Below are 21361 nucleotides of genomic sequence, written 5' to 3'. Positions count from 1 at the left end.
TACGCCGCGCGGACCAGTTGTGCGCCGTCGCGGCCTTCCGGATGGTTCCAAAGCCGTGGAACAACGGGTTTAGACGTACTTGGCGAACCAGGCCAGCGTGTCGTTCCACGCCGCGGTCGCCTGCGCCTCAACGTAGCGCGGGCCGGTGTCGTTGTGGAACGCGTGGTCGACGCCGGGATAGACGGTGAGTTGATGGCGGACGTCCGTCGCCGCCAGCGCGTCCCTCAACGCAGGGAGGGGGCCGGTGATCCGCTGGTCCAGCTCGGCGTAGACGCCGAAGACCGCCGGCTGGATGGCCGGCACCTTGTCGAGGTCGGGGGAGGGGCCGTAATACGCCGCGGTCGCTTTCAGGCCGGGCAGGTCCGTCGCGGCCTGCCAGGTGATGCCCCCGCCGAAGCAGAAGCCGGTCATGGCAATCCGGCCCTCGGCGACGAAGTCCTGCGCCTGCAGGTAGTCGAAGGCCGCGGCGAAATCGGAGACGTGGCGCTGGGCGCCTGCGGCGGTCAGCGCCCCCGGGACGGCGTCGCGGTCCAGGCTCGCCGTGCCGCCTTCCCTGCTGAGCAGGTCCAGCGCCAAGGCGGCGTAGCCGGCGGTGGCAAAGCGGCGCGCCACATCCTCAATGTGCGGGGTCAGCCCGCGGTTCTCATGGCAGATCAGCACGGCCGGGCCGGGCGCACCCGACTCGGGACGGGCGAGGTAGGCGTAGATATTGGTTCCGTCGGCAGGGAAACGCACCGTTTCCGTGACCAGTCCCGGCGCGCCTACCGGAACGGAGAGCGGGCTCTTGGCCCCCGGAACGGCGCCCCCGGACGCGGTGCCTGTGCCCGACGGCGAGGGGCTGGGCGTGGGCATGGGGTCGGTGCTGCGCGGGACCTCCTCGGGCGTGCAGCCCACCAGCAGCATCGCGGCCGACGCCGCCGCCATGCTTCCGGTGATGAAGGCCACCCGGCGCGTGAACGTGCGCTGGCTCAGGGCCCCGGCACGGTAATCGTCGAAGAATTCCTCGATCAGGTACTTCTCAAACTTGCCAAGCTTGGTCATGGCGGCCCTCCCGGAGTGTGCGCATATCCTCCTCCAAAGTCCGCGCGCGGGCAAGAGCCTGACTTGGTGACAGGCAGGCCCGCCTCGGTCCGGTCAGTGGCGGTGCAGCCTGGCCTGCCGGCTCCCGAATGCCGCTCCCGAATGCCGCTCGCGGGGTGCCCTGCCCGCCAGGATGCACCGCACACCGGTCCGAATGTCTTAATTCGACATCTGAATGACCGCTGCCGCCGATTGCTCCGTAACATTGAAGCAATTAGGGCTCTCAGCTTGCCAGGTTCACCGTAAAGGACTAATAGGTTGCCACTCGAATCATTGCCCGTCCTGGACTACTCCCTCTTGAGTGCCGGACCGGCGGAGGCCTCGCAGTTCCGCACCGAACTCCGCATCGCCATGCACGAGGTGGGGTTCCTCTATCTTGCCGGACATGGAATTCCGCAGGAGTTGACGGACGCCATGCTGAACGTCTCCCGGCGCTTCTTCGACCTGCCCGAAGAGCAGAAGCTCGCTGTCGAGAACATCCACAGCGCCCAATTCCGCGGCTACACCCGGGTGGGCGGCGAGCTCACCGACGGTGCGGTCGACTGGCGTGAACAGATCGATATCGGCGTCGAGCGTGCCGCCGTCGAGCCCGGGCCTGGCGTGGCGGACTACTGGCGCCTCGAGGGGCCCAACCTGTGGCCCGACGCGCTTCCGGAAATGCGCGGGATCGTGTCGGAATGGACGGAAAAGCTGAGCGAGATCTCGCTGACGCTCCTGCGGGCGCTGGCGGTCTCTCTCGGGGCGCGCGAGGATGCGTTCGACGAGGCCTTCGCCGCGCGGGCTTTCCCGGTGCTCAAGATAGTGCGGTACCCGGGGGAGTCGAACCCCGAACCCAAGCAAGGTGTTGGGTCCCACCGCGACGGCGGAGTGCTGACACTGCTGCTCGTGGAGCCAGGAAAAGGCGGACTCCAAGTGGAATACCAGGGGCAGTGGATCGACGCCCCGCAGGTGCCGGGAACCTTCGTGGTGAATATTGGCGAGATGCTTGAACTGGCGACAAACGGATACCTGAAGGCGACGCTGCACCGCGTGATCTCGCCGCTGCGCGGCACCGACCGCATTTCGCTCCCATTTTTCTACAACCCTGCGCTGGACGCGACCATGCCGCAGCTCGCGGTGAGCCCGGAGTTCCAGGAGAAGGCCCGCGGGCTGTCCGTGGATCCGACGAACAGCCCCATCCTCGAAACCTACGGCGATAACGCCCTGCGCTACAGGCTGCGGGCGCACCCCAACGTTGTTGAAGCGCACCACGCGGATCTGCTGAACGGCTGACCGGCAGCCAGCCCCTGCCACAGGCTGACTGCGCCGCCGGCCACGGTAGGCTGTGGGTTCCGGATCGGCGACACTGTTTGGGGGACGTGTGCTAAACCGCAGTCAGGCCACGATGGTGCTGGGTCTCATCCTGGTTGCCGTGGGGGCGGCGGTGGCATTCGCCGTGCGGACCTTATCCTTCGCCCGGTACATGCACCTCGAAGACCTCGGCCTGGATGTGGATCCTGCCGTGGGCCCGGAGCTGTTCCGCCAGTTGGTCGCGCCGACGGCGGCCGACCGGATCTTCTTCTACCTGGCGGCCGCGCTGATCCCCATCGGACTGGTACTGCTGTTCATCGGCTGGCGCCGCCGCGGCCCGGCTGATCCCTAGCGCCTAGAGATCTATTTGTTTCTCATGAGGCCGTGTGTGCCGCCGGGCCTCAGAATGACGTGGCTTAATAATCGGGGGCCGTGCGGTCGGGCGGACTTGGCCGGGAGCCCGCTGGTTCCCTGCGGCGGAGGCCGCGACTTGTTTCCAGTCCGCCAGCGTTGGTTCGACTATTACTGTCGTAGGTCGAAAGTAGCCTTGAATTATGGAGAACAGGCGGGATCCAGAGGCAGTTCAGCCGAAAGGCGGGGCGGTCGCGGACGTGCCCCGGGTGGCCGTCGGCCGTCAGGACGTGCCGGATCCAGGCGGCGTTGGGCCAGAAAATGCCCAGGCGGGCGGGGTTGGAGGCGGGACTGGACTGGGCCGGGCCGGACACGAGGGCGCCGCCAGTGACAGTTTCGACCGTGAGAGTGCCGCGTTGATTGCTGAGATCCGGGAAATCGAGGACGAGAAGTCTGCGATGTCTGCCCGGCAGGCCCGTCTGTCCGTCGCTTTCGATCTGATCCAGCGCCGGAAACAGGCCGCCGCCGGGATGCCCGCGGACCAGCTCGGGGCCGGGGTCGCCGCGCAGATCGCCCTGGCCCGCCGCGAGTCCCCCGCCAAAGGCGGCCGGCTCCTGGGCCTCGCGAAAGCCCTGGTCACCGAAATGCCCCGCACCCTGGCGGCACTGGAGGCCGGGCAGCTCAACGAATGGCGCGCCACCCTCCTCGTGCGCGAAACCGCCACCCTGTCCGCGGAGGACCGGGCCGCCGTCGATGAAGAACTCGCCGCCGACACCGGAACATTCGACGGCGCCGGGGACCGGCAAATCATCGCCGCCGCGCGGGCCGCTGCCTACCGCCGGGACCCGCGCACCGTCACCCAGCGCGCCGCCCACGCCGCCACCGAACGGACCGTGACCCTCCGCCCGGCCCCGGACACCATGTGCTACCTCACCGCCCTGCTCCCCGCCTCCGCCGGCGTCGCCGTGTACGCCGCCCTGACCCGGCACGCCGACACCGCCCGCGCCGCCGGAGACCCCAGAACCCGCGGCCAGCTCAAAGCCGACGCCCTCGTCCAACAAACCACCGGCGCCCCCGGCGGGATCACCGGCATCGAAATCCAGCTCGTCATGACCGACCGCACCCTCCTCCAGGCAGACGCCGAACCCGCCCGCCTCCCCGGCTACGGCATCGTCCCCGCCGGCTGGGCCCGGGAACTGCTCACAAGTGGCGGAACCGCACCGGAACCGGATACAGGTGCCAACACCGGCACCGACCCCCGCGAGGACCTGCGCATCTGGCTCCGAAGGCTCTATACCGCACCCGGCACCGGGGATCTGGTCGCACTCGACTCCCGCGCAAGGATTTTCCCGCCCGGACTCCGCCGCTTCATCACCGCCCGGGACGCCACCTGCCGCACACCCTACTGCGACGCGCCCATCAGGCACCTGGACCACATCAACCCCTGGCACGACGGCGGCGAAACCACCGCCACCAACGGCGCCGGACTCTGCGAAGCCTGCAACCACACCAAAGAAACCCCCGGCTGGCGGGCCCAACCCCGCCCCGGCCCCAGACACACCCTCAACGTCACCACGCCCACCGGCCACACCTACCACTCCACCGCACCACCACTCCCCGGCACCCCGCCCGCCGGGTCAACGCTGCCCGGCACACCACGCACCGGCCATGACCTGCCTGAAACGCCACTAATCGGGAATGGTCCTTCCGGGTGCTCAACGGGGCCGTTGCCCTGGCCTTGCACCGGCTGGCGGAGAGCACCGACGCCTCGCTCCTGATCGTAGGCGGGCAGCGCCCGGGACGCTTCGCCGCGATGACGCGGATGCTGGAGGGATCAGTCAGCGCTGACTTGACCAGCCTGCAGTCCAGGCCTGTCCTGGTGATTCCCCACCTGAGGACCTGACGCCAGTCCAATGGAAATAGCGTCCCCCTCAGCCGCGCAGCGGCGGCTGCTTCCGGAGGCTATTTCCACTGGACGGGCACCGGCGGAGTCTCCTGCCACGTGCGGAAGAAGGCGGCACGGGCCTGCTCGCCGGCCAGCTGTTCCAGGGCGTGCAGCCTGCCGTAGGTGAACGCGTCGGCTCCGGTCGCGCCGGCGGCCAGCCCGCGCAGGACCTCCCGGCTGACCACGCTGTCATGATGGTCACCCAGGCTCTCCTGGATCTCCTCCGCCGCCCGGGCAAGGCCGGCGGCCTGTTCGCCGAAAATCGGGACCGCGGCCTCTGCCGCATAGCGCAACCGCTTGGCGCTCTTGCGGACTTCATGAAGGGCAGCATCGGGGGTTGTCCCTGGAGAGTCGACGTCGAGGGCCTCCACCTCGCGGACCAGCCGCTTGCGCTCCTTCGCGAGGAGCTTGCCCACGGTCCGGCGGGCTTCGGTTTCGGCGGCCTCGGTCCGGGGCAGTTCAGCGAGGAAGACGTCGAGAGCGTCCAGAAGACGGAAGTAACGGTCGCTGTCCAACGCCGCCAGTCCGGCCGCGCGGGCCTCCTCGGCGACGGCCCCCAGGTGTTCCTCGATCCGTTGGCCAACCGGACCCAGGAGTGCGTCCGGCGGTTCTGCGCGGATCAGCCGCAACAGCCGGTCTTGCATCACCTCGTTGTCCCGGGCAGCCCCAACGGTCCCTGCGAGCCACTGAAGTTCGGACCGGAGCGTTCGTGCCGTGCCGGCATCGGTCAGGGGGCGGAACGTGGCCAGGGCGGAGCGGATCCGCCGCGCCGCCACGCGGAGCTGGTGCACGGAGTCCGGCGCGTCCTCCCGGACTCCGGGGTCGTGCCTTTTCAGTGCCTCAAGCTCTTTGCCCAAGTAGGACAGCAGGACCGCGGAGGCGGGGCCGGCGGGCTCCGGCACGGGCATCGGCGGCCTGCCGGGAGGGTAGTGTGCCCCCAGGCCGCGGGCGAGTTTTGAGGGCAGCGCCGACGGGCGGTGTCCCGTCGCGGCCAGCGCCGCATCGGCGTCCGTGAGCAGGCGCCTGGGCCCCTCGATCAGTTCGATCTCCCATTCCCGCCAGGCCGAGTGTCCCGCCGGCTCCAGGAAGGTCCGGGCTTCCACCCGGTCATCGCTGAAGGCTGCGAGCGCGGTGCCATCGGCAGCAAAGAGACGGTGTACCGTGCGCCGGGTCTGCAGCCGGGCTACCGGGATCAGGTCGCTGGCCCGGGTATGGACCCGTACCAGTTGCTGAAGCCTGGCAGGCACCGTGTTGGGATCGTCTCCCAATGCGTCGGTCACCTCGCGGCGTTCCCCGGCTGCCACCGGAAGCTTCAGATGCCACCCGGCGTCGTGCCCGCCGGTGCGGCGCCGCAGGGTGACCCCGCGCGATGCCAGGGCCAGGTCCTCGGTGTCGAAGTAGACGGCGTCCAAGCTCTCTTCCTCGGGAGGGCCCACACGATCCACCCCCGGCAACGCGGCCAGGGACGGGAGTTCGTCGCCTGCGCCGACGTCGTACTTCCGTTCCACCTCGAGCGTCTCCGGGCCGGCCATGTCTTAGCCTAGGCCGCCGGTCCCCGGAACAGCACGAGTCTAAGGTCCCGGCCGGCGCCGCGGCTCCGGCTTTGTAGGCACAATGGAAGCGTGACTTTTCCGCCCGATCCGCTGCCCCCTGCCCCTGCGCCCTTTGACCTGGAGGCCATCGGGGCGGGCCTGGTGTTTGCACGCTCGCTGGCCGAGCTGGCAGACGCGTTGCGGGCCGGCGCGCCCGGTGGCGCTGCCGTTGTGCAGGCGCCGCCGGGCACGGGCAAGACGACGCTGGTCCCGCCGCTGCTCGCCAACCTCACTCTGGGGGCCGCAGCAGAGCGGCAGCGCATCATCGTCACCCAGCCGCGGCGGGTGGCTGCACGATCCGCGGCCCGGCGCCTCGCGGCGCTGGACGGCAGCCGGCTGGGGGACCGCGTGGGGTATTCGGTCCGCGGAGAACGCCAGGCCGGTCCTGCCACCCTGATCGAGTTCGTCACGCCCGGCATCCTGTTGAACCGCCTGCTGGCAGACCCGGGACTTGAGACGGCCGGCGCCGTGATCGTCGACGAGGTCCACGAGCGGGGACTGGAGACGGACCTGCTGCTCGGCATGCTCCATGAGGTCCGCCAGCTGCGCGGCGACCTCGCGCTCGTCGCGATGTCCGCCACCCTCGACGCTCCGCGGTTCGCCGCGCTGATCGGAGAGGGCGCGGAGGGCCCGGATGCCGGGGACTCCGACGGCGGCGGCCCGGCGCCCGTCGTTGACTGTCCGTCTGCGCTGCACCCCCTGGAGGTCGAATGGGTGCCGGCAGCGGCCGCCCGGCTGGATGAACGGGGCGTGACGCGCGCGTTCCTGGACCACGTGGCGGACACGGCCGCCGCAGCACACGCGCGTGACCTCGCGTCCGGCCGGGACTGCGACGCGCTGGTGTTCGTTCCGGGGGCGTGGGAGGTGTCCTACGTTGCCGGCCGGCTGCGGGGGCGCCAGCGCGCTGGGGCCCTGAACGCGGAGGTCCTGGAACTGCACGGGCAGATCGGTCCCGCGGAACAGGACCGCGCCGTCTCCGGGCGGGTACCCGGCGGCAGCCCGCGGATCATCGTGTCGACGTCGCTGGCGGAGTCCTCCCTGACCGTCCCCGGCGTCCGGCTGGTGATCGATTCGGGACTGTCCCGGGAGCCGCGGCGGGACGCCGGCCGCGGCATGTCCGGCCTTGTCAACGTGTCCTGCTCCCGGGCATCCGCCGAGCAACGGGCCGGGCGCGCGGCGCGCCAGGGCCCGGGGCGGGTGGTCCGCTGCTTCGACCAGAAGACGTTCGGTGCCGCGCCGGCCCACCCGACACCGGAGATCGCCGTTGCAGACCTCACCGGTGCCGCCCTGATCCTTGCCTGCTGGGGCTCGCCCGGCGGCCGCGGACTGGCACTGCCCGACGACCCGCCGCAGTCCGCAATGGACGAGGCGGTGGAGGTGCTGCGGGAACTCGGTGCGGTCAACGCGGACGGCGTTGCCACCGATCTCGGCAAGGCACTGTCGCGGGTTCCCGCGGACCCCCGGCTGGCCCGGGCCCTGTTGGACGGAGCCGATGCCGTGGGCGTCCGCAACGCTGCGGAAGCCGTCGCCCTGGTGGCCGGGGACCAGCGCGCCCCCGGCGCCGACCTTCCGCGGCTCCTGGCCGCACTGCGCGCCGGCAAGGACCCGGCGTCCCGGCGCTGGGCGGACGATGTCCGGCGGATGGAGGCGATCGCCCGCCACGAGAGGCCCGCCGCTGCCGCTGCCGGCCCGGTGGCCGCTGCAGGGGCGCCCGGGTTCGTCGTCGCCCTCGCATTCCCGGACCGCGTGGCGCGCAGGGTCCCCGGCGAAGGGCCGGAGCGCTACCTCCTCACCTCCGGGACGCGGGCCGGGCTGCCGGCCGGCAGCTCCCTGTCCGGGCACGACTGGCTCGCCGTCGCCGACGTCTCCCGTGCCCAGGGGCGCGACGCTGCCGGCACCGGCGCCGTCATCCGTTCCGCGGCGCCGCTGACGGCTGATGCGGCCGAGACCGCGGCACGGCACCTCCTCAGCGACACCGTGGAGGCACGATTCAGCCAGGGCCGGGTTACCGCCCGCAAAGAGCGCCGGCTGGGGGCCATCGTGCTGGCCTCCACCCCTGTGCGTCCCTCAGCCGCGGAAGGCCGGGCGGCGGTGTCCCGGGCCTTGGAAAAAGTCGGCCTGGGAGGGATCGGCTGGTCGACGGCGGCGGACGGCCTGCGCCGCCGTCTTGCCCTCCTGCGCCGGGAACTGGGCGACCCCTGGCCGGACGTGTCCGAACCGGCGCTGCTGGCCTGCCTTGACGTGTGGCTGGCACCGGAGCTTGAGGCGCTGGCAGGCGGCGCGCCCGCCAGCGGGATCGATCTGGAAGAACCGCTGCGCCGTCTGTTGCCGTGGCCCGAAGCGGGCCGGCTCAACGAGCTGGCGCCTGAACGGCTTGAGGTGCCCAGCGGATCCCGGGTGAAAATCGACTACCCGGACGTGGACGACGGCGGCCGTCCCGTGGTGGCCGTCAAGCTTCAGGAATGCTTCGGCTGGGCCCAGACGCCGCGGCTGGTGGACGGCAGGGTGCCGGTCCTCTTCCATCTGCTCTCACCGGCCCGGCGTCCCCTGGCCGTCACCGATGACCTGGCCTCCTTCTGGTCCGGACCCTACGCCCAGGTCCGTTCCGAGATGCGCGGCCGGTATCCCCGGCACCCCTGGCCGGAGGATCCGTGGACAGCGCCGGCGACGGCTCGGACCAAGGTCAGGGGCTGATTCAGGGTGGCTGTTACGGCATTGTGACGTGGCTCACGGTGTGTTGGATATCCTGTTAGCGGTCATGAAGTCGGCCACTCATGCTTCACAGGGGATATTTAATATGACGAGCAAACTCGACATCACCGTCGCTGTCGACCTCAGTTCGGAATCTGCACTCGTGGCACCGGAGGGGCAACTCACCGTCCGCAACGCGCCAAGCCTGATCGCGGTCGCCCGCAGGGCGGGCTCCGTTGGCTATGGACTGGACATCGTCGTGGATCTGCGGAAGCTCACCGCCGCCGATCCCGAGGCCGTGGCGATGATCCGCGCATCAGGCTGGCAGGGCAGGCATCTGGTGGGAGCCGGCAAGGCCGGCTGGGTGCGTGCCGCATGAGGGCCCAGATGGCCGTCAGCTACGGCGCCCTTGCACAGGGCCACGGCCCCCTTGCACAGGGTCACGGCGCGGGGCTGATGTTCGATTCCTTCCGCCGCTGGCCGCTGGTGCCCTCCTCGCAGCTGGTGCGGCTCCGCTCCGCCTTGTTGCAGTGCGTGGAGCTGGCTTCTCCGGACAACGGAAGGGACCTCTCGGAGTCCGCCGGAAAGCTCCTCCAGCTCGTCACGGACGAACTGGAGCGCCGCACCGGCCCGTCGGCCGGGCCGGCAGCGCTGCGGCCCGGGTTCCGGCAGGCCCGGCGCCGCCCTCACGCATAAACGGACCCTCACGCATAAACGGTGGGACGGCGGGGCCGCCCCGCCGGGGCCGGTCCACGACGTCGGGCAGTTTGGCCGCGGCTGCGGCGTGCCGGCCCCGGCGCGGGGCTGCCTCTTCAGTTTGTTTCCGGTCCGGGAGTACCTTGTCCCCATGGCCAAGGAAGAAGCGACCCTCACTGTCAGCAGCCCCAGCGGCGACCGGAAGATGCGCATTTCGAGCCCGGGCAGGGTCCTGTGGCCCCAGCTCGGGCTCACCAAGCTGGACCTCGCCCGGTACATCGTCGACGTCGGGGATGCCTTCCTGGCGGCCAATGGCGACCGTCCCGTGACGCTCCAGCGGTTCGGCGGGGACGTGGACGGGGAACAGTTCTTCTCAAAAAACCCGCCCAGGGGCGCCCCGGACTTTGTGCGGTCCGTGAGCGTGGTTTATCCCAGCGGGCGGTCGCACCCCCAGCTGGTCATTGACGAGATCGCCGCCGCGGTCTGGGCGGTGCAGATGAACACCGTGGTCTTCCATCCCTGGGCATCGCGCTCAGGCAACCCGGACAATCCCGACCAGCTGCGGATCGACCTCGACCCGCAGCCCGGCACGGGCTTCGAGGACGCCATCCCCGCCGCGCGGGAGCTGCGCTCCGTCCTCACGGAGGCCGGGCTGGAGGCTTTTCTCAAGACGTCCGGAAACCGGGGCCTGCACGTGTACTGCCCGATCGAACCCAGCCGGGAGTTCCTCGAAGTGCGCCACGCCGTGATTGCCGCCGCCCGCGAGTTGGAGCGCCGAATGCCGGACAAGGTCACCACAGCGTGGTGGAAGGAGGAACGGGGCGAGCGGATCTTTGTCGACTTCAACCAGGCGAACCGCGACCGGACCATCGCCGGGGCCTACAGCCCGCGCGCCCTGCCCGGCGCCACCGTGTCCTGCCCGGTCCGCTGGGAGGAGCTCGATCACGTCACCCCGAAGGACTTCACCATCGTCACGGTGCCGAAGCGGCTGCAGGACACGGGAGATCCATGGGCCGGCATGCATGCGAAGCCGGGCACCATCGACGTCCTCCTCGGCTGGTGGGAGCGGGACCTCGCCGCAGGCCTGGGGGAGCTGCCCTTTCCGCCGGACTTCCCGAAGATGCCAGGCGAGCCGATGCGGGTGCAGCCCAGCCGGGCAAAGAGCCAGGACTAGTCCCCGCGGCGCGCGCCTCAGACGCCCAGCAGCCGCTTGCCGTTGGACCAGCAGACGGCGCGCAGCCACTCGTCGTCGAGCGCGGGTTCCTTGTCCCTGAGGCGCTCCAGCGCCTCCAGCTGATGGGCGTACGGGTACGGGATGTTGGGGAAATCGCTGCCCAGCACTATCCGCTCCGGCATCGAGGCCAGGCGGGGCAGTAGCTCCGGCGGGAACGGTGCGGCCGCCTCAAAGAAGTCCGTAAAGACCATGGTGGTGTCCAGATGGACGCGGGGATACCGGTCCGCCAGGTCCAGGAACTCGCCGTACTCGGGTGCCCCCAGATGGGCGACGACGGCGGTCAGCTGCGGATGGCGGCGCAGCACCCCTTCAAGCTTGTCCGGTCCGGTGAAGCCCGGCCGCGGCACGGGGCCACTGCCCACGTGCACCACGACAGGGACGCCGGACTCCGCCAAAAGGCCCCAGACCGGGTCCAGGACCGGTTCGCGCAGATCGAATCCGCCCACCTGCGCGTGGATCTTGAACACCCGTGCGCCGCGTTCCAGCGCCGAGTGCACCTCGTCCAGGACTCCCTCTTCCGGGTAGAAGGTGGCGCTGGGAACACAATCGGGCTCGGCTGCGGCCAGGTCGAGGGCGAAGTTGGTGAGGTCGGCCGCCATGCCCGGGCGGTGGGCGTAGGTCAGCGCGGTGAAGTGGCGCAGGCCAAGCCGGCGGACCTGGGCCAGCCGGCTGGCCTCATCGGCCCGGTACGTGATGGGCCAGGGACGGCCGATCAGGGGGCCGGCCTCGTCGAAGTGCGCCCACACCCGCTGGAGCATGCGTTCGGGGAGGAAATGCGTGTGGATGTCGATCAGGCCCGGAAGTCCCAGCTTGGCCCACCACTGCGGTACGTCGGTGTCCCGCATCATCTCCACCCGATCTCCTGCCCGTCGTCGTCCCGGAAATCCTACCCCCGCAGGGTCCGGAGGACGCCACGCACCGTGTAGCCGGCGGCGCAGACCAGGGGCGTCAGGGCGGCCAGGAGCGCAATAGTGTTGGGCCGGAACACCACGTGGCCGCTTGGGCTGCGGCCGTAGACGCCGAGCGGCAGCACAAAGCCTCCTCCGCCACCGCCGGCAGCGTTCTCCTCGCCGGGGGCGGACGCGCTTCCCGCGTCAGTTCCACCGCCGCCGAAGCCGAAGGACACGAGGGCGACAGGGATCAGTTCCTCCCCGTTCACCGTGACAGCGGGGCCGTAGGCCCGGCCTACACCGACATTCTTGAAGGTCTCTGCGAGGGATGAAAGTGCTTCAGTCATGGGTACGACGATAGGCACGCGCCCGGCGGGAACGCCAGAGGCAATGGCCCCGGGCGGCAGGGCCGTCCGGCCCCTTTTTTCGGGCCGGACACCGAAATAGGTTAAGAGGCAGAACCGCTGGGGACGAGAGGGGCCCGATGATGACGAAAACTGCCGGTGTGGCGCCGCGGCTGGCTGAAGTGCTCGCGATTGTCCTTGGTACGGACAGCATCCCGCTGCGGCTGAAAGCCTGGGACGGTTCCGAAGCCGGGCCCGCCGGCGCCCCTGTCATCGAGTTCCGCTCCCGGCGGGCCCTGCGCCGGATGCTGTGGTCGCCGGGCCAGCTGGGGCTGAGCCGCGCCTACGTTGCCGGTGACATTGACGCCCCGGGCGACGTCTTCGCGAGTTTCGCCGCGCTCAGCTCCGTGGGAAAGTTCGCGGAACCTGGGCCGTTCCGCCGGCCCACACTCCGCGAGGCCGCCACTATTCTCCAGAATGCCGCGCTGCTGGGGGCCCTGGGCCCCAACCCCGCCCCGCCGCCTGAGGAAGCCAGGATCGTCCGCGCCGGCCGGCGGCATACGCGGCAGCGCGACGCCGCGGCGATCTCCCACCACTACGACGTCGGAAATGACTTTTACGCCCTGGTGCTTGGACCGTCCATGGTCTATTCCTGCGCCGTGTGGGAGGACGAACGGACCGGTCTCGAAGCCGCGCAGGCCGCGAAAATCGACCTGGTCTGCCGGAAGCTGGGGCTGCAGCCGGGCATGAGGGTGCTGGATGTCGGATGCGGGTGGGGGAGCTTCGCCCTGCAGGCAGCCCAGCGCTACGGAGTCGACGTCGTGGGCGTGACGCTGTCCGCCGAACAGGCGGCCATGGCGGGCAAACGCGTGGCCGACGCCGGCCTGACGGACCGCGTGGCCATCCGCGTCCAGGACTACCGCGACGTGGACGACGGGCCGTTTGACGCGATCAGCTCCGTTGGCATGTCCGAGCATGTGGGCCGCGAACAGATGCCCGCGTACGTCGCGAAGCTGCACGGGCTGCTCCGGCCGGGCGGCCGCCTGCTGAACCACGCGATCTCCTGGAACGCGGGGTCCACCGCGCCGGATCCGGACTCTTTCATCCCGCGCTACGTATTTCCGGACGGCGAGATGCTGGGCCTCGCCGAGATGGTCGGGGCGCTTGAAGCGGGCGGGCTGGAAGTGCTCGACGTCGAGGCCCTGCGGCGGCACTACGCGCTGACCCTCCGGGCCTGGGTGCAGAACCTTGAGGACCATTGGGACGACGCCGTACAGCTCGCCGGGGCCGGGCGTGCCCGGGTCTGGCGGCTGTACATGGCTGCCAGCGCCCTGGGATTTGAGTCCGGACTGACCGGCGTCAACCAGATCCTGGTCCAGCGGCCCGGCGGCGCCGAGCCGCCGCTGCGCCGGAACGCCTGGGTCTGAGGCTGCGGGCGCCTCAGCCGGAGGCGTGGGCGGCGATGAAAGCAGCGGCTGGACCCGCCAGCGACGCGCCCACTTCGTCCGCGCTGCGCTTGGTTCCCGCGACGTCGAAAGTGTGGCCGCCGCCCTCGCGCCATTCGAGGCTGGCGGATGGTCCGATGCGGGCCACCACAGCTTCCAGGAGTTCGGGCGTGGCAAACGGGTCGCGGGTGCCCTGCAGGAAAAGCATGGGCAGCGTCAGCCCGTAGAGGTGCTCGTCGCGCAGCTTCTCCGGCTTGCCCGGCGGATGGAGCGGGTAGCCGAGGTACACCAGCCCGGCCGCGGGCATCCCCTCGGCGACAGCCATGGAGGCCATGCGCCCGCCGAAGGACTTGCCCGCGGCCCAGAGCGGCTCACCCCCGGACCGTGCGGCGGCTTCCGCCATCGCCGCGCGCCAGGCGGCGACGGCGGCCGGCGGCCTGTCCGGGAATTTCCGCCCGGCCTCCCGGTAGGGGAAGTTGAAGCGGAGCGTGGCGATGCCCATGTCATTCAGGGCGCGGGTGAAGCCCGCCAAAAACGGGTGCTCCATGCCGGTTCCGGCGCCGTGGGCCACCACAACAGTGGCAGCCGGTGTGTCGGGGCGGGCGTACGCGCCGGAAACGGCGGAATCACCGACGGCGATGGTGAGGGGCGACTCGGGGGTGGTCATACCACCATCATGACGCCTCCGGCAGCTGCAGGTGCTGCGGGAGAACAGGCCGGATGACTAGGCTGTGGTCATGAGCAATACGGAGCTGGCCCCCCAGGAGATCGTGTGCGGAGCCGACGTCGAGTGCGCCGGCGTCGAAATCCTAGTGCCGCGCGAGGTTCCCCTGGGCGGACCACGGGCCATGAGCGTGCGGCGAACGCTGCCGCAGCGCCAGCGAAGCCTGATCGGCGCATGGTGCTTCCTGGACCATTACGGACCGGACCGGGTGGGGGATACCGCGGGGATGCGCGTGCCGCGCCACCCGCACACCGGGCTGCAGACGGTCAGCTGGCTGTTCACCGGAGAGATCGAGCACCGGGATTCGGCCGGATTCCACGCCGCCGTGCGGCCGGGCGAAGTGAACCTGATGACCGCCGGACGCGGCATCAGCCACTCGGAGTTTTCCATGCCCGGAACCCAGGTGCTGCACGGGGCACAGCTGTGGGTGGCACTCCCGGACCGGGCCCGGCATATGGCACCGACTTTTGAGCATTTCCGCCCTGAGCCGCTGGCCGGCAGGGGCTGGACCCTGCGGGTCTTTCTGGGCTCCCTCGCCGGGGCCAGCTCGCCGGTCACCGTCCACACGCCGCTGCTCGGCGCCGAACTGCTGCTGGATGCCGGGGCCACGCTGGACCTAGACACGGACCCGGCCTTTGAGTACGGGGTGCTGGTGGATGCCGGGACCCTCATGGTCGATGGGCGTCCGGTCGGCAAGGACCACCTCGCGTACCTGCCAGACGGGCGCACGTCGCTGGCGCTGGCGGCCGGCGACGAACCCGTGCGGATCCTCCTGATCGGCGGCGAACCTTTAGGCGAGCAGATCGTGATGTGGTGGAACTTCGTGGGTCGCAGCCACGAAGAGATCGTGGGGTTCCGGGCCGAATGGCAGGCAGAAATCGGTGCCTGCGACGCGGCCCCGGCCGCCGGTGCGGGCGCGGACGGTCTTCGGTTTGGCGTCTTTCCGCCGGGCGAGCCGGCTCCGCTGCCCGCCCCCGCGCTTCCCAACGCGAGGCTCCGCCCCCGGGGCTGACAGTGCGGGGGCTTAGCGCCGGTTAGGTCAGGCAGTCGGCGCAGTACGAGTGCCCGGCTTTCTCCCGGGCGAGCTGCGAGCGGTGCCGGACCAGGAAGCACGAGTAGCACGTGAACTCGTCGTCCTTTTGCGGAATGACGGTGACCGTCAGTTCCTCGCCGGACAGGTCGGCGCCCGGAAGTTCGACGCCTTCGGAGGTGTCCGCCTCATCAAGCTCACGGATGACGCTGCGGGCGTCCGGCGCATTCGCGGAGCGGACGGCCTCCAGCGAGGCGTTGCGTGATTCCGCAACATCGGATCGGACTTCGTCGTAGTCGGTTGCCACCTGGTTGATTCTCGATTCCGTTGGTCTAGGGTTGCCGGGATTGAACGGTACAGCATCTAACCGTGAACTTGCTGGGTGCGGGGAAATGGGCTGTGACACGGGACGGCTGCTGGCGACGCTTCGGGTGCCTGGCAGGTGTTCCGGAACCGTCGTCGGGATTTAATGTGCCGTTCACGGCCCCGGCCTAGGCTGGTCCCTTAGTCATCCTCCGCCAGAAGGGAAGCATGATGGCCGACATCGCGACAGTGCTCGGGCGGCTGACGCCGGAAGAATTTGACGGACTCCGGGCCCTCGGCCCGTCGGGGCACCTGCCCAGGCACCTGACGGAGGCCTTGGACCGTGCGGCCGGCGGCCCGGGCGCAGGACGCGGCTACTACGTTCCCACGGGCAGCGTGAGTGCCACCGGGGGACCGCACGTTGTCCTGCGCAGCGACGTCTCGGGCTGGCTGTTCGGTGCTTCGTCCCCGGTACCCGAAGTGCCCGAATCGCAGCGGGAGCCGTAGCGGGCGCTGCGCTGCAGGTCCCCGGTACCTGGCCTAGCTGGCAATCCGGATGGTGAGCGGATCCATCGGCTGGCCGGCGGCGTACTGCCCGTCGAAGAGCTCGGATCCCTCCGGAGAAATGACCACGCCGACGTGCTCCCACACCAGGGACCCGTCGACGGGCCGGGGCGTCGAAGGGCTGAGGAAGCCGACGGCGGTGCGGTCCGGGCCGTCGCCGGTGCTGATGCTCAGCACGCCGCTGCCGCTGGTGAAGGTGATCCACGGGTTCAGCAGCCGGACCAGGAGCATGCCATGGTGCCCGGCGAGCCGGACGTCCCCCCGGAAGCGGATCACACCGGTGCCGCGGCCGGCGTCGTAGTCGGACGATTCAAAGCTGAAGCAGAAGCCGGAGGTCGCGGAGACGGTCGCCCCGCCGGTCGCTGAGACGGACCCGTCCGGCAGGCTCCCGATGTAGTCCAGGAAGCTGCGCTTGATGGCCCAACCCAGGCCCAGCGGGGGCAGCGGATCGGGGGAAGCGGTCGCTGGGTGCACGTAAGTTCTCCTGTGACTGAAAAGCAGATCTCTCTGAGCATATCGGCGGATTGCCCCTCTGATGAACTGCCGCCGGTGAGTGTGACATCCGGTTATCCACCCCGGGTCAGGGCCAGGGGCAGTGGCAGGCAGAATTGCGCCCGGCGAACATGCCCGGAAACGGGCCGGAACGCCGGCGTCGTATAAATTCACTGGGGGAAATACACGCATTATCCGGCGGCGTTACCCGGGCGGGGCGGGCCCGCGGAACAGGCTGTCCACACGGGCCGGCCTGCATCTGGCTGCTGCGAACGCGCGGCCCTGGCCGGCCACAGCCGTACAGGGCGGACCGCTGCCCTTGCTGCCCGGCCTGTGGGTACGGGCAGCGCCTGATCTGCGACGATGCCCGCGTCAGCCGCTGTTTGGTCCTGTCGGGGCCCTGATGTGCGTACTCGATGCGGCGTTGCAGGACAGCGGCGCCGATACCTGCCCCCGGGCCCCGGTACTCACATTGCCAGTGTCAAATACTTGGTGCCAATCCCGGGTGTACCCGAGTTTTCTCACGGTAAAGGATCGGGTAGCTCCATTGCTTGTTGGCCCCTGATTTGCGTGTCACGGTTTTCCTAGAAAGCCGGAGGGAAGAGAGTCTCAGAGCGTTCTTCATCTAATTTCTTCCGGCTCTCCGAAAAGGCAAAAAGGTTAAAAATGGGGAAATCGGAGACCAACGTGGACAAATTGGGTGGAATGACGCCCGGGATTTCTGTTCGGCTGTTCGGAACGTTCGAAATCCGGCGCGACGGCGCAGTGCTGACGGCCGCAGACATGGGCGGCTGCAAGCCCCGGCACATCCTGGAAATTCTGCTGCTGAATCTTGGGACACCTGTTTCCAAGACCCGGCTCGTGGAGATCCTGTGGGGACCGCAGGCCAGCGGCGGTGCCGTGGCGACCCTGGAGAGCTACGTCAGCGGCATCCGCAGGGCAATCCAGCCCGGCAACACCAAGACCGGCCCGCTTCGCACCGCGAACAGCGGCTACGTGCTGGACCCGCAGCTCGTGGAACTGGACCTCTCGGCGTTCCGCCAGCGGCTCCTCGCAGCCCGCCACGCTGCCCCGGCCGAGGCCCACGCCCTGTCAATGGAGGCCTTGGAGCTGGCGGCCGAGCCCCTGCTGGGATTTGAACTCGTGGCCGACTGGGCAGAAGAGGCGCGGGCCCGGCACGCTGCGGACAAGGTCGCAGCCCAGATCCTTGCGGCCGAGACCGCGGCCTTCCTCGACAAGCCCGAGCTGACCATTTCCCTGGCGCAGACCGCAGTCCAGTCCGAGCCGCTGAACGAACGTGCCTGGACCATCCTGGTCGCAGGGTACGAGCAGGCCGGCCTCCCGGTGGAGGGGCTTGCCGCCTACGAACGCTGCCGCCGGCTCTTCGACCGCGACCTGGGCTGCACTCCCGGTCCCGCCCTGCAGGCCGCCCACCTGAGGCTGCTGCGACAGCGCGCCGAGGGAAACACCGAACTCTCGGAAGTCCTGGCCGCCCTCCTCTACCTGGGCGAACGCCTGCACGGCCCCAAATGCACGCAGCATGCCGCCGAGGAATCCCGGCGGATGCAGGAGAACGCAGGCAAGGTCCTCGACGCCTTCCTGCAGCAGGCCCTGGCAGCCGCCGTCTGACCGCAGTTCACATGGCTTTGACCACCGGCAGCTCGGTCCAGTCCGTGGTGTACCGGGGGGACATCATGCCGCGCTTCATGGTCCAGTCCGGGCCGTTGCGGAGCCCGGCGTGGCCCAGCCCGATGGAACCGCGGCCGTAGCGCCGGCTGATGTCTTCCAGCAGCGGACCGATGCCGCGTTCCTCGTGCGGGTTCGCGAAGACCGCCAAGGGTGCCTGTTGGCCGGCGGGACGCAGATCGGTCACCATGATCCCGGCCTTGGCATACCTGACGCCGTCGTCAATCCGGGGGAGCAGGGTGTGGGCCGCCCGCGCCAGGAGGACGGGGTCGGCGGTGGGCATCGGCAAGGTGACGCACACGGAGGGGTACACGCTCCCCAGCGGGTTATAGGCGGACGTGGCGGCGAAGGCCGTCAGCACCTTTGCCTGGAGCCCGTGCTTCGCCAGCCGTGCGCTGGCCTGCTGGGCGTAGACGCTGAGGACCTGGCGGAGCGCGGTGCCGGTGGTGATCGGGGCGGCGAAGGAACGGCTGAAGATGAGCTGGTCGCGGCCGATCCGTTCTTCTTCCAACGGGATGCACGGAGTCCCCTGGAGCTCCAAGACGGTCCGCATCAGCACCACCGAAAAGCGGTCCCTGATCCGGACGGGGTCCGCCCGCGCCAGATCCAGGACGGAGTGGATTCCCTGCCCGTTCAGCCGTTTGGTCAGCCGCGCAGCCACGCCCCAGAGCTCGATGACGGACAATCCCGCCATCAGCTTCTCCCGCTGGCCGGCGGGCACAGCGTCCCAGTGGCAGACGCCGTCGAACGCCGGATTGTGCTTGGCCCACTTGTTTGCCAGCTTGGCCAGGGTCTTGGTGCCGGCAATGCCCACGCAGACGGGGACTCCAATGTTCCGGCGCACGGCGGTCTTCATGGCGAAGCCCTGCCGCTGCAGTTCCTCCGGGGTGCCTTTGACGCCGAGGAACGCCTCATCGATGCTGTACATCTCCAGCCATGCCGAGTAGCGGCCCAGGAGTTCCATCACCCGGGCGCTGATGTCACCGTAGAGCTCGTAGTTGCTGGAACGGGCCACCAGGCCCCATTCTTTCGCCCTCGGTGCGAGCTTGAACCACGGTTCGCCGAGGGGGATGCCGAGTGCCTTTGCCTCGGGGGAGCGGGTGACGGCGCAGCCGTCGTTGTTGGAGAGCACCACCAGGGGGCGGCCTTCCAGGGCAGGGTCGAAGGCGCGTTCAGCGCTGGCGTAGAAACAGTTGACGTCGACGAGCGCGATGCTGCCCGGACCGGCGATGGCCCTGGAGTGCGTTGGCCCGGACTGCGGTGTCCTGGAACGCGCTGTCCTAGACATGGTGCAGGCAGCGGGTTGCAACGCCCCAAATGACGAGGTCCGACAGGTCAGGCACCCTGATGTCCGGGTAGCGGGGGTTCTCCGCCCGCAGCACCACGCCCGACGCCGTGAGGCTCAGCCGCTTGACGGTGAGCTCCCCGTCGAGGACCGCGACGACGACGCAGCCGTCGCGTGGCTCGAGCGCCCGGTTCACAATCAGCTCGTCGCCGTCGCTGATCCCGGCGCCGTCCATGGAGTCCCCGGAAACCCGCACGACGTAGGTGCTGGTGATGTCCTTGATGAGGTGCGCATTGAGGTCGATGCGGCCGTCGAAGTAGTCCTGCGCGGGGGACGGGTAGCCGGCGGCAACCGGGACCGGAGAGATCAGGACCGACAGAAGGGAAGTGCCCGCGTCGATCACACGGGGCCCGATGATGACGCCCACAACCCACCTCCACAACACAGCGCAACTCCACGCCGCAACTCCACGCCGCGATAAAGCACCGCAACAACATACCCGCGATATTCGAACATATATTCGATACGTCCAGTGTAGTCCTGAGCCCGGACATCCGGCAGACTGATGCCTGCCGGGGGCGTTTGGGGCAGACTGGTGGCGTGAGCGGAATCCGGTGGGTGCTGCACGTGGATCTCGACCAGTTCATCGCGGCGGTCGAGGTGCTCCGGCGGCCGGAACTGGCGGGCAAGCCGGTCATCGTCGGCGGTCGGGGGGACCCCACGGAACGCGCGGTGGTGTCAACCGCATCGTACGAGGCGAGGGCATTCGGCGTCGGTTCCGGCATGCCCCTGCGCATTGCGGCCCGGAAAGTGCCCGACGCTGTGATCCTGCCCGTCGACCAGGAGGCCTACCTGGCGGCGTCTGAGACAGTGATGGCCGTCCTGCGCTCGCAGCCGGGCGCCACCGTGCAGGTGCTGGGCTGGGATGAGGCCTTTGTCGGCGTTGAGGCAGAGAACCCGGAAGCCTATGCCCGGCAGATGCAGGCCGCCGTCCTGGAACGGACGCAGCTGCACTGCAGCGTGGGCATCGGCGACACCCTGGTCCGGGCCAAGAACGCCACCGGTTTCGGCAAGCCGGCCGGCGTCTCCCGCCTCACGGCCGCGAACTGGCTTGAGGTCATGGGCGGCCGGCCCACCAAGGATTTGTGGGGTGTCGGAACGCGGGTGTCGGCCCGCCTGGCCAAGCTCGGCATTAACACCGTCGCCGAGCTCGCCGCGGCCGATCCCCAGGGCCTGGTGCCGGAGTTCGGCCCCAAAATGGGGCCTTGGTACGCGGAACTGGGACGCGGGGACGGCGCCAGTGTTGTGGACGACACCCCGTGGGTTGCCCGCGGGCACAGCCGCGAGACCACCTTTCAGCGGGACCTGACCGAGCCCGGCCAGGTGGATGACGCCGTGCGGGAGCTGGCAGCGCGTGTCCTTGAGGATGTTGCCGCTGAAGGGCGGCCCGTCATCGGGCTGACCCTGAAGGTCCGGTATGCGCCGTTTATCACCAGGACCCACGCACGGAAGATTCCCGGGACCTTCGACCGGGATGAGATCCTCGCACGGGCAGTGGACCTCGCAGCCGGGATCGAGGCGGACCGTCCGGTCCGGCTCTTGGGTCTGAGGGCCGAAATGGCAATGCCCGACGATGCCCGCAAGGGGCACACGCCAACGCGCGGCGGGTGGTGACGGCGACCGGGCCGCCTGAGGTCACCCGGAGCGGGTGAGGCGCCG

Annotated in this window: 22 protein-coding genes; 13 read left to right on the top strand and 9 right to left on the bottom strand. The window is 69.6% G+C overall.

From position 1 onward, the window contains the following. Positions 1-69 precede the first annotated feature (69 nt). A complete protein-coding gene (locus ACTWQD_RS11690; RefSeq protein WP_443196293.1) occupies positions 70-1041 on the bottom strand; it encodes a dienelactone hydrolase family protein in 972 nt (323 codons plus the stop codon). A gap of 297 nt (positions 1042-1338) precedes the next feature. Here ACTWQD_RS11690 and ACTWQD_RS11685 point away from each other — a divergent pair, with 297 nt between their 5' ends. From ACTWQD_RS11685 to ACTWQD_RS11670, 4 genes are all read left to right on the top strand, one after another. Beyond that, entirely contained in the window at positions 1339-2352 is a 1014-nt protein-coding gene (locus tag ACTWQD_RS11685) for an isopenicillin N synthase family dioxygenase (protein ID WP_443196292.1), read from the top strand. A gap of 88 nt (positions 2353-2440) precedes the next feature. Next, on the top strand, positions 2441-2722 hold the full coding sequence (locus tag ACTWQD_RS11680) for a hypothetical protein (protein WP_443196291.1): 282 nt from the start codon (positions 2441-2443) through the stop codon (positions 2720-2722). A 415-nt stretch (positions 2723-3137) separates the two neighbouring features. Beyond that, the gene (locus tag ACTWQD_RS11675; RefSeq protein WP_443196290.1) at positions 3138-4499 is read left to right on the top strand and encodes a DUF222 domain-containing protein; all 1362 of its coding nucleotides are present in this window, start codon (positions 3138-3140) and stop codon (positions 4497-4499) included. Next, a complete protein-coding gene (locus tag ACTWQD_RS11670) occupies positions 4433-4624 on the top strand; it encodes a hypothetical protein (RefSeq protein ID WP_443196289.1) in 192 nt (63 codons plus the stop codon). Before ACTWQD_RS11675 ends, ACTWQD_RS11670 begins: the two co-directional genes overlap by 67 nt. Before the next feature lie 59 nt (positions 4625-4683). Here the strand turns inward: ACTWQD_RS11670 and ACTWQD_RS11665 are convergent, their stop codons facing one another. Continuing rightward, complete coding sequence (locus tag ACTWQD_RS11665) at positions 4684-6198, bottom strand: CYTH and CHAD domain-containing protein (protein ID WP_443196288.1); 1515 nt, start codon at positions 6196-6198, stop codon at positions 4684-4686. A gap of 90 nt (positions 6199-6288) precedes the next feature. Here ACTWQD_RS11665 and hrpB point away from each other — a divergent pair, with 90 nt between their 5' ends. The 4 genes from hrpB (at position 6289) to ligD (ending at position 10819) form a co-directional block, all read left to right on the top strand. Continuing rightward, entirely contained in the window at positions 6289-8952 is a 2664-nt protein-coding gene (gene hrpB / locus ACTWQD_RS11660) for an ATP-dependent helicase HrpB (RefSeq protein ID WP_443196287.1), read from the top strand. 103 nt (positions 8953-9055) lie between these two features. Further along, positions 9056-9328 (top strand): hypothetical protein, encoded by a 273-nt coding sequence (locus ACTWQD_RS11655; protein ID WP_443196286.1) that lies wholly within the window; start codon positions 9056-9058, stop codon positions 9326-9328. Further along, positions 9325-9645 (top strand): hypothetical protein, encoded by a 321-nt coding sequence (locus tag ACTWQD_RS11650; RefSeq protein WP_443196285.1) that lies wholly within the window; start codon positions 9325-9327, stop codon positions 9643-9645. Before ACTWQD_RS11655 ends, ACTWQD_RS11650 begins: the two co-directional genes overlap by 4 nt. Before the next feature lie 151 nt (positions 9646-9796). Further along, the gene (ligD, locus tag ACTWQD_RS11645; RefSeq protein ID WP_443196284.1) at positions 9797-10819 is read left to right on the top strand and encodes a non-homologous end-joining DNA ligase; all 1023 of its coding nucleotides are present in this window, start codon (positions 9797-9799) and stop codon (positions 10817-10819) included. Positions 10820-10836: 17 nt separating this feature from the next. On the opposite strand, the gene ACTWQD_RS11640 is transcribed toward ligD, so the two are convergent. Continuing rightward, positions 10837-11727, bottom strand: coding sequence for an amidohydrolase family protein (locus tag ACTWQD_RS11640; protein ID WP_443196419.1), 891 nt, complete (start codon positions 11725-11727; stop codon positions 10837-10839). 38 nt (positions 11728-11765) lie between these two features. Continuing rightward, entirely contained in the window at positions 11766-12116 is a 351-nt protein-coding gene (locus ACTWQD_RS11635) for a spore germination protein GerW family protein (protein ID WP_443196283.1), read from the bottom strand. 140 nt (positions 12117-12256) lie between these two features. Between ACTWQD_RS11635 and ACTWQD_RS11630 the strand changes: the two genes are divergently transcribed. After that, complete coding sequence (locus ACTWQD_RS11630) at positions 12257-13540, top strand: class I SAM-dependent methyltransferase (RefSeq protein WP_443196418.1); 1284 nt, start codon at positions 12257-12259, stop codon at positions 13538-13540. A 13-nt stretch (positions 13541-13553) separates the two neighbouring features. Here the strand turns inward: ACTWQD_RS11630 and ACTWQD_RS11625 are convergent, their stop codons facing one another. After that, positions 13554-14225: an alpha/beta hydrolase family protein gene (locus tag ACTWQD_RS11625; protein ID WP_443196282.1), complete on the bottom strand. Its 672-nt coding sequence runs from the start codon at positions 14223-14225 to the stop codon at positions 13554-13556. 70 nt (positions 14226-14295) lie between these two features. Here ACTWQD_RS11625 and ACTWQD_RS11620 point away from each other — a divergent pair, with 70 nt between their 5' ends. Beyond that, positions 14296-15294 carry a pirin family protein gene (locus ACTWQD_RS11620; protein ID WP_443196281.1) on the top strand — a complete coding sequence of 333 codons (999 nt, stop codon included), beginning with the start codon at positions 14296-14298 and terminating at the stop codon, positions 15292-15294. A gap of 22 nt (positions 15295-15316) precedes the next feature. On the opposite strand, the gene ACTWQD_RS11615 is transcribed toward ACTWQD_RS11620, so the two are convergent. Then, positions 15317-15619, bottom strand: a complete 303-nt coding sequence (locus ACTWQD_RS11615; protein WP_443196280.1) for a DUF4193 domain-containing protein — start codon at positions 15617-15619, stop codon at positions 15317-15319. Between the two features lie 224 nt (positions 15620-15843). Here ACTWQD_RS11615 and ACTWQD_RS11610 point away from each other — a divergent pair, with 224 nt between their 5' ends. Next, positions 15844-16122 carry a hypothetical protein gene (locus ACTWQD_RS11610; RefSeq protein ID WP_443196279.1) on the top strand — a complete coding sequence of 93 codons (279 nt, stop codon included), beginning with the start codon at positions 15844-15846 and terminating at the stop codon, positions 16120-16122. A 33-nt stretch (positions 16123-16155) separates the two neighbouring features. Here the strand turns inward: ACTWQD_RS11610 and ACTWQD_RS11605 are convergent, their stop codons facing one another. Then, positions 16156-16653: an HtaA domain-containing protein gene (locus ACTWQD_RS11605; RefSeq protein WP_443196278.1), complete on the bottom strand. Its 498-nt coding sequence runs from the start codon at positions 16651-16653 to the stop codon at positions 16156-16158. Positions 16654-17376: 723 nt separating this feature from the next. On the opposite strand from ACTWQD_RS11605, the gene ACTWQD_RS11600 reads away from it, so the two are divergent. Further along, positions 17377-18300 carry an AfsR/SARP family transcriptional regulator gene (locus ACTWQD_RS11600; protein ID WP_443196277.1) on the top strand — a complete coding sequence of 308 codons (924 nt, stop codon included), beginning with the start codon at positions 17377-17379 and terminating at the stop codon, positions 18298-18300. A 7-nt stretch (positions 18301-18307) separates the two neighbouring features. Here the strand turns inward: ACTWQD_RS11600 and ACTWQD_RS11595 are convergent, their stop codons facing one another. Beyond that, positions 18308-19645, bottom strand: a complete 1338-nt coding sequence (locus ACTWQD_RS11595; RefSeq protein WP_443196276.1) for a Y-family DNA polymerase — start codon at positions 19643-19645, stop codon at positions 18308-18310. Next, on the bottom strand, positions 19638-20069 hold the full coding sequence (locus ACTWQD_RS11590) for a LexA family protein (protein WP_443196275.1): 432 nt from the start codon (positions 20067-20069) through the stop codon (positions 19638-19640). Before ACTWQD_RS11590 ends, ACTWQD_RS11595 begins: the two co-directional genes overlap by 8 nt. A gap of 173 nt (positions 20070-20242) precedes the next feature. Here ACTWQD_RS11590 and ACTWQD_RS11585 point away from each other — a divergent pair, with 173 nt between their 5' ends. After that, the gene (locus ACTWQD_RS11585) at positions 20243-21316 is read left to right on the top strand and encodes a DNA polymerase IV (protein ID WP_443196274.1); all 1074 of its coding nucleotides are present in this window, start codon (positions 20243-20245) and stop codon (positions 21314-21316) included. Positions 21317-21361 lie beyond the last annotated feature (45 nt).

Origin of the sequence: Pseudarthrobacter sp. 1C304, assembly GCF_052245515.1 — a bacterium.
In the GTDB taxonomy this organism is placed as follows: Bacteria; Actinomycetota; Actinomycetes; order Actinomycetales; family Micrococcaceae; genus Arthrobacter.
The sequence above is the reverse complement of the archived record's forward strand: the minus strand, read 5'-3'. Positions and strand labels throughout refer to the sequence as shown.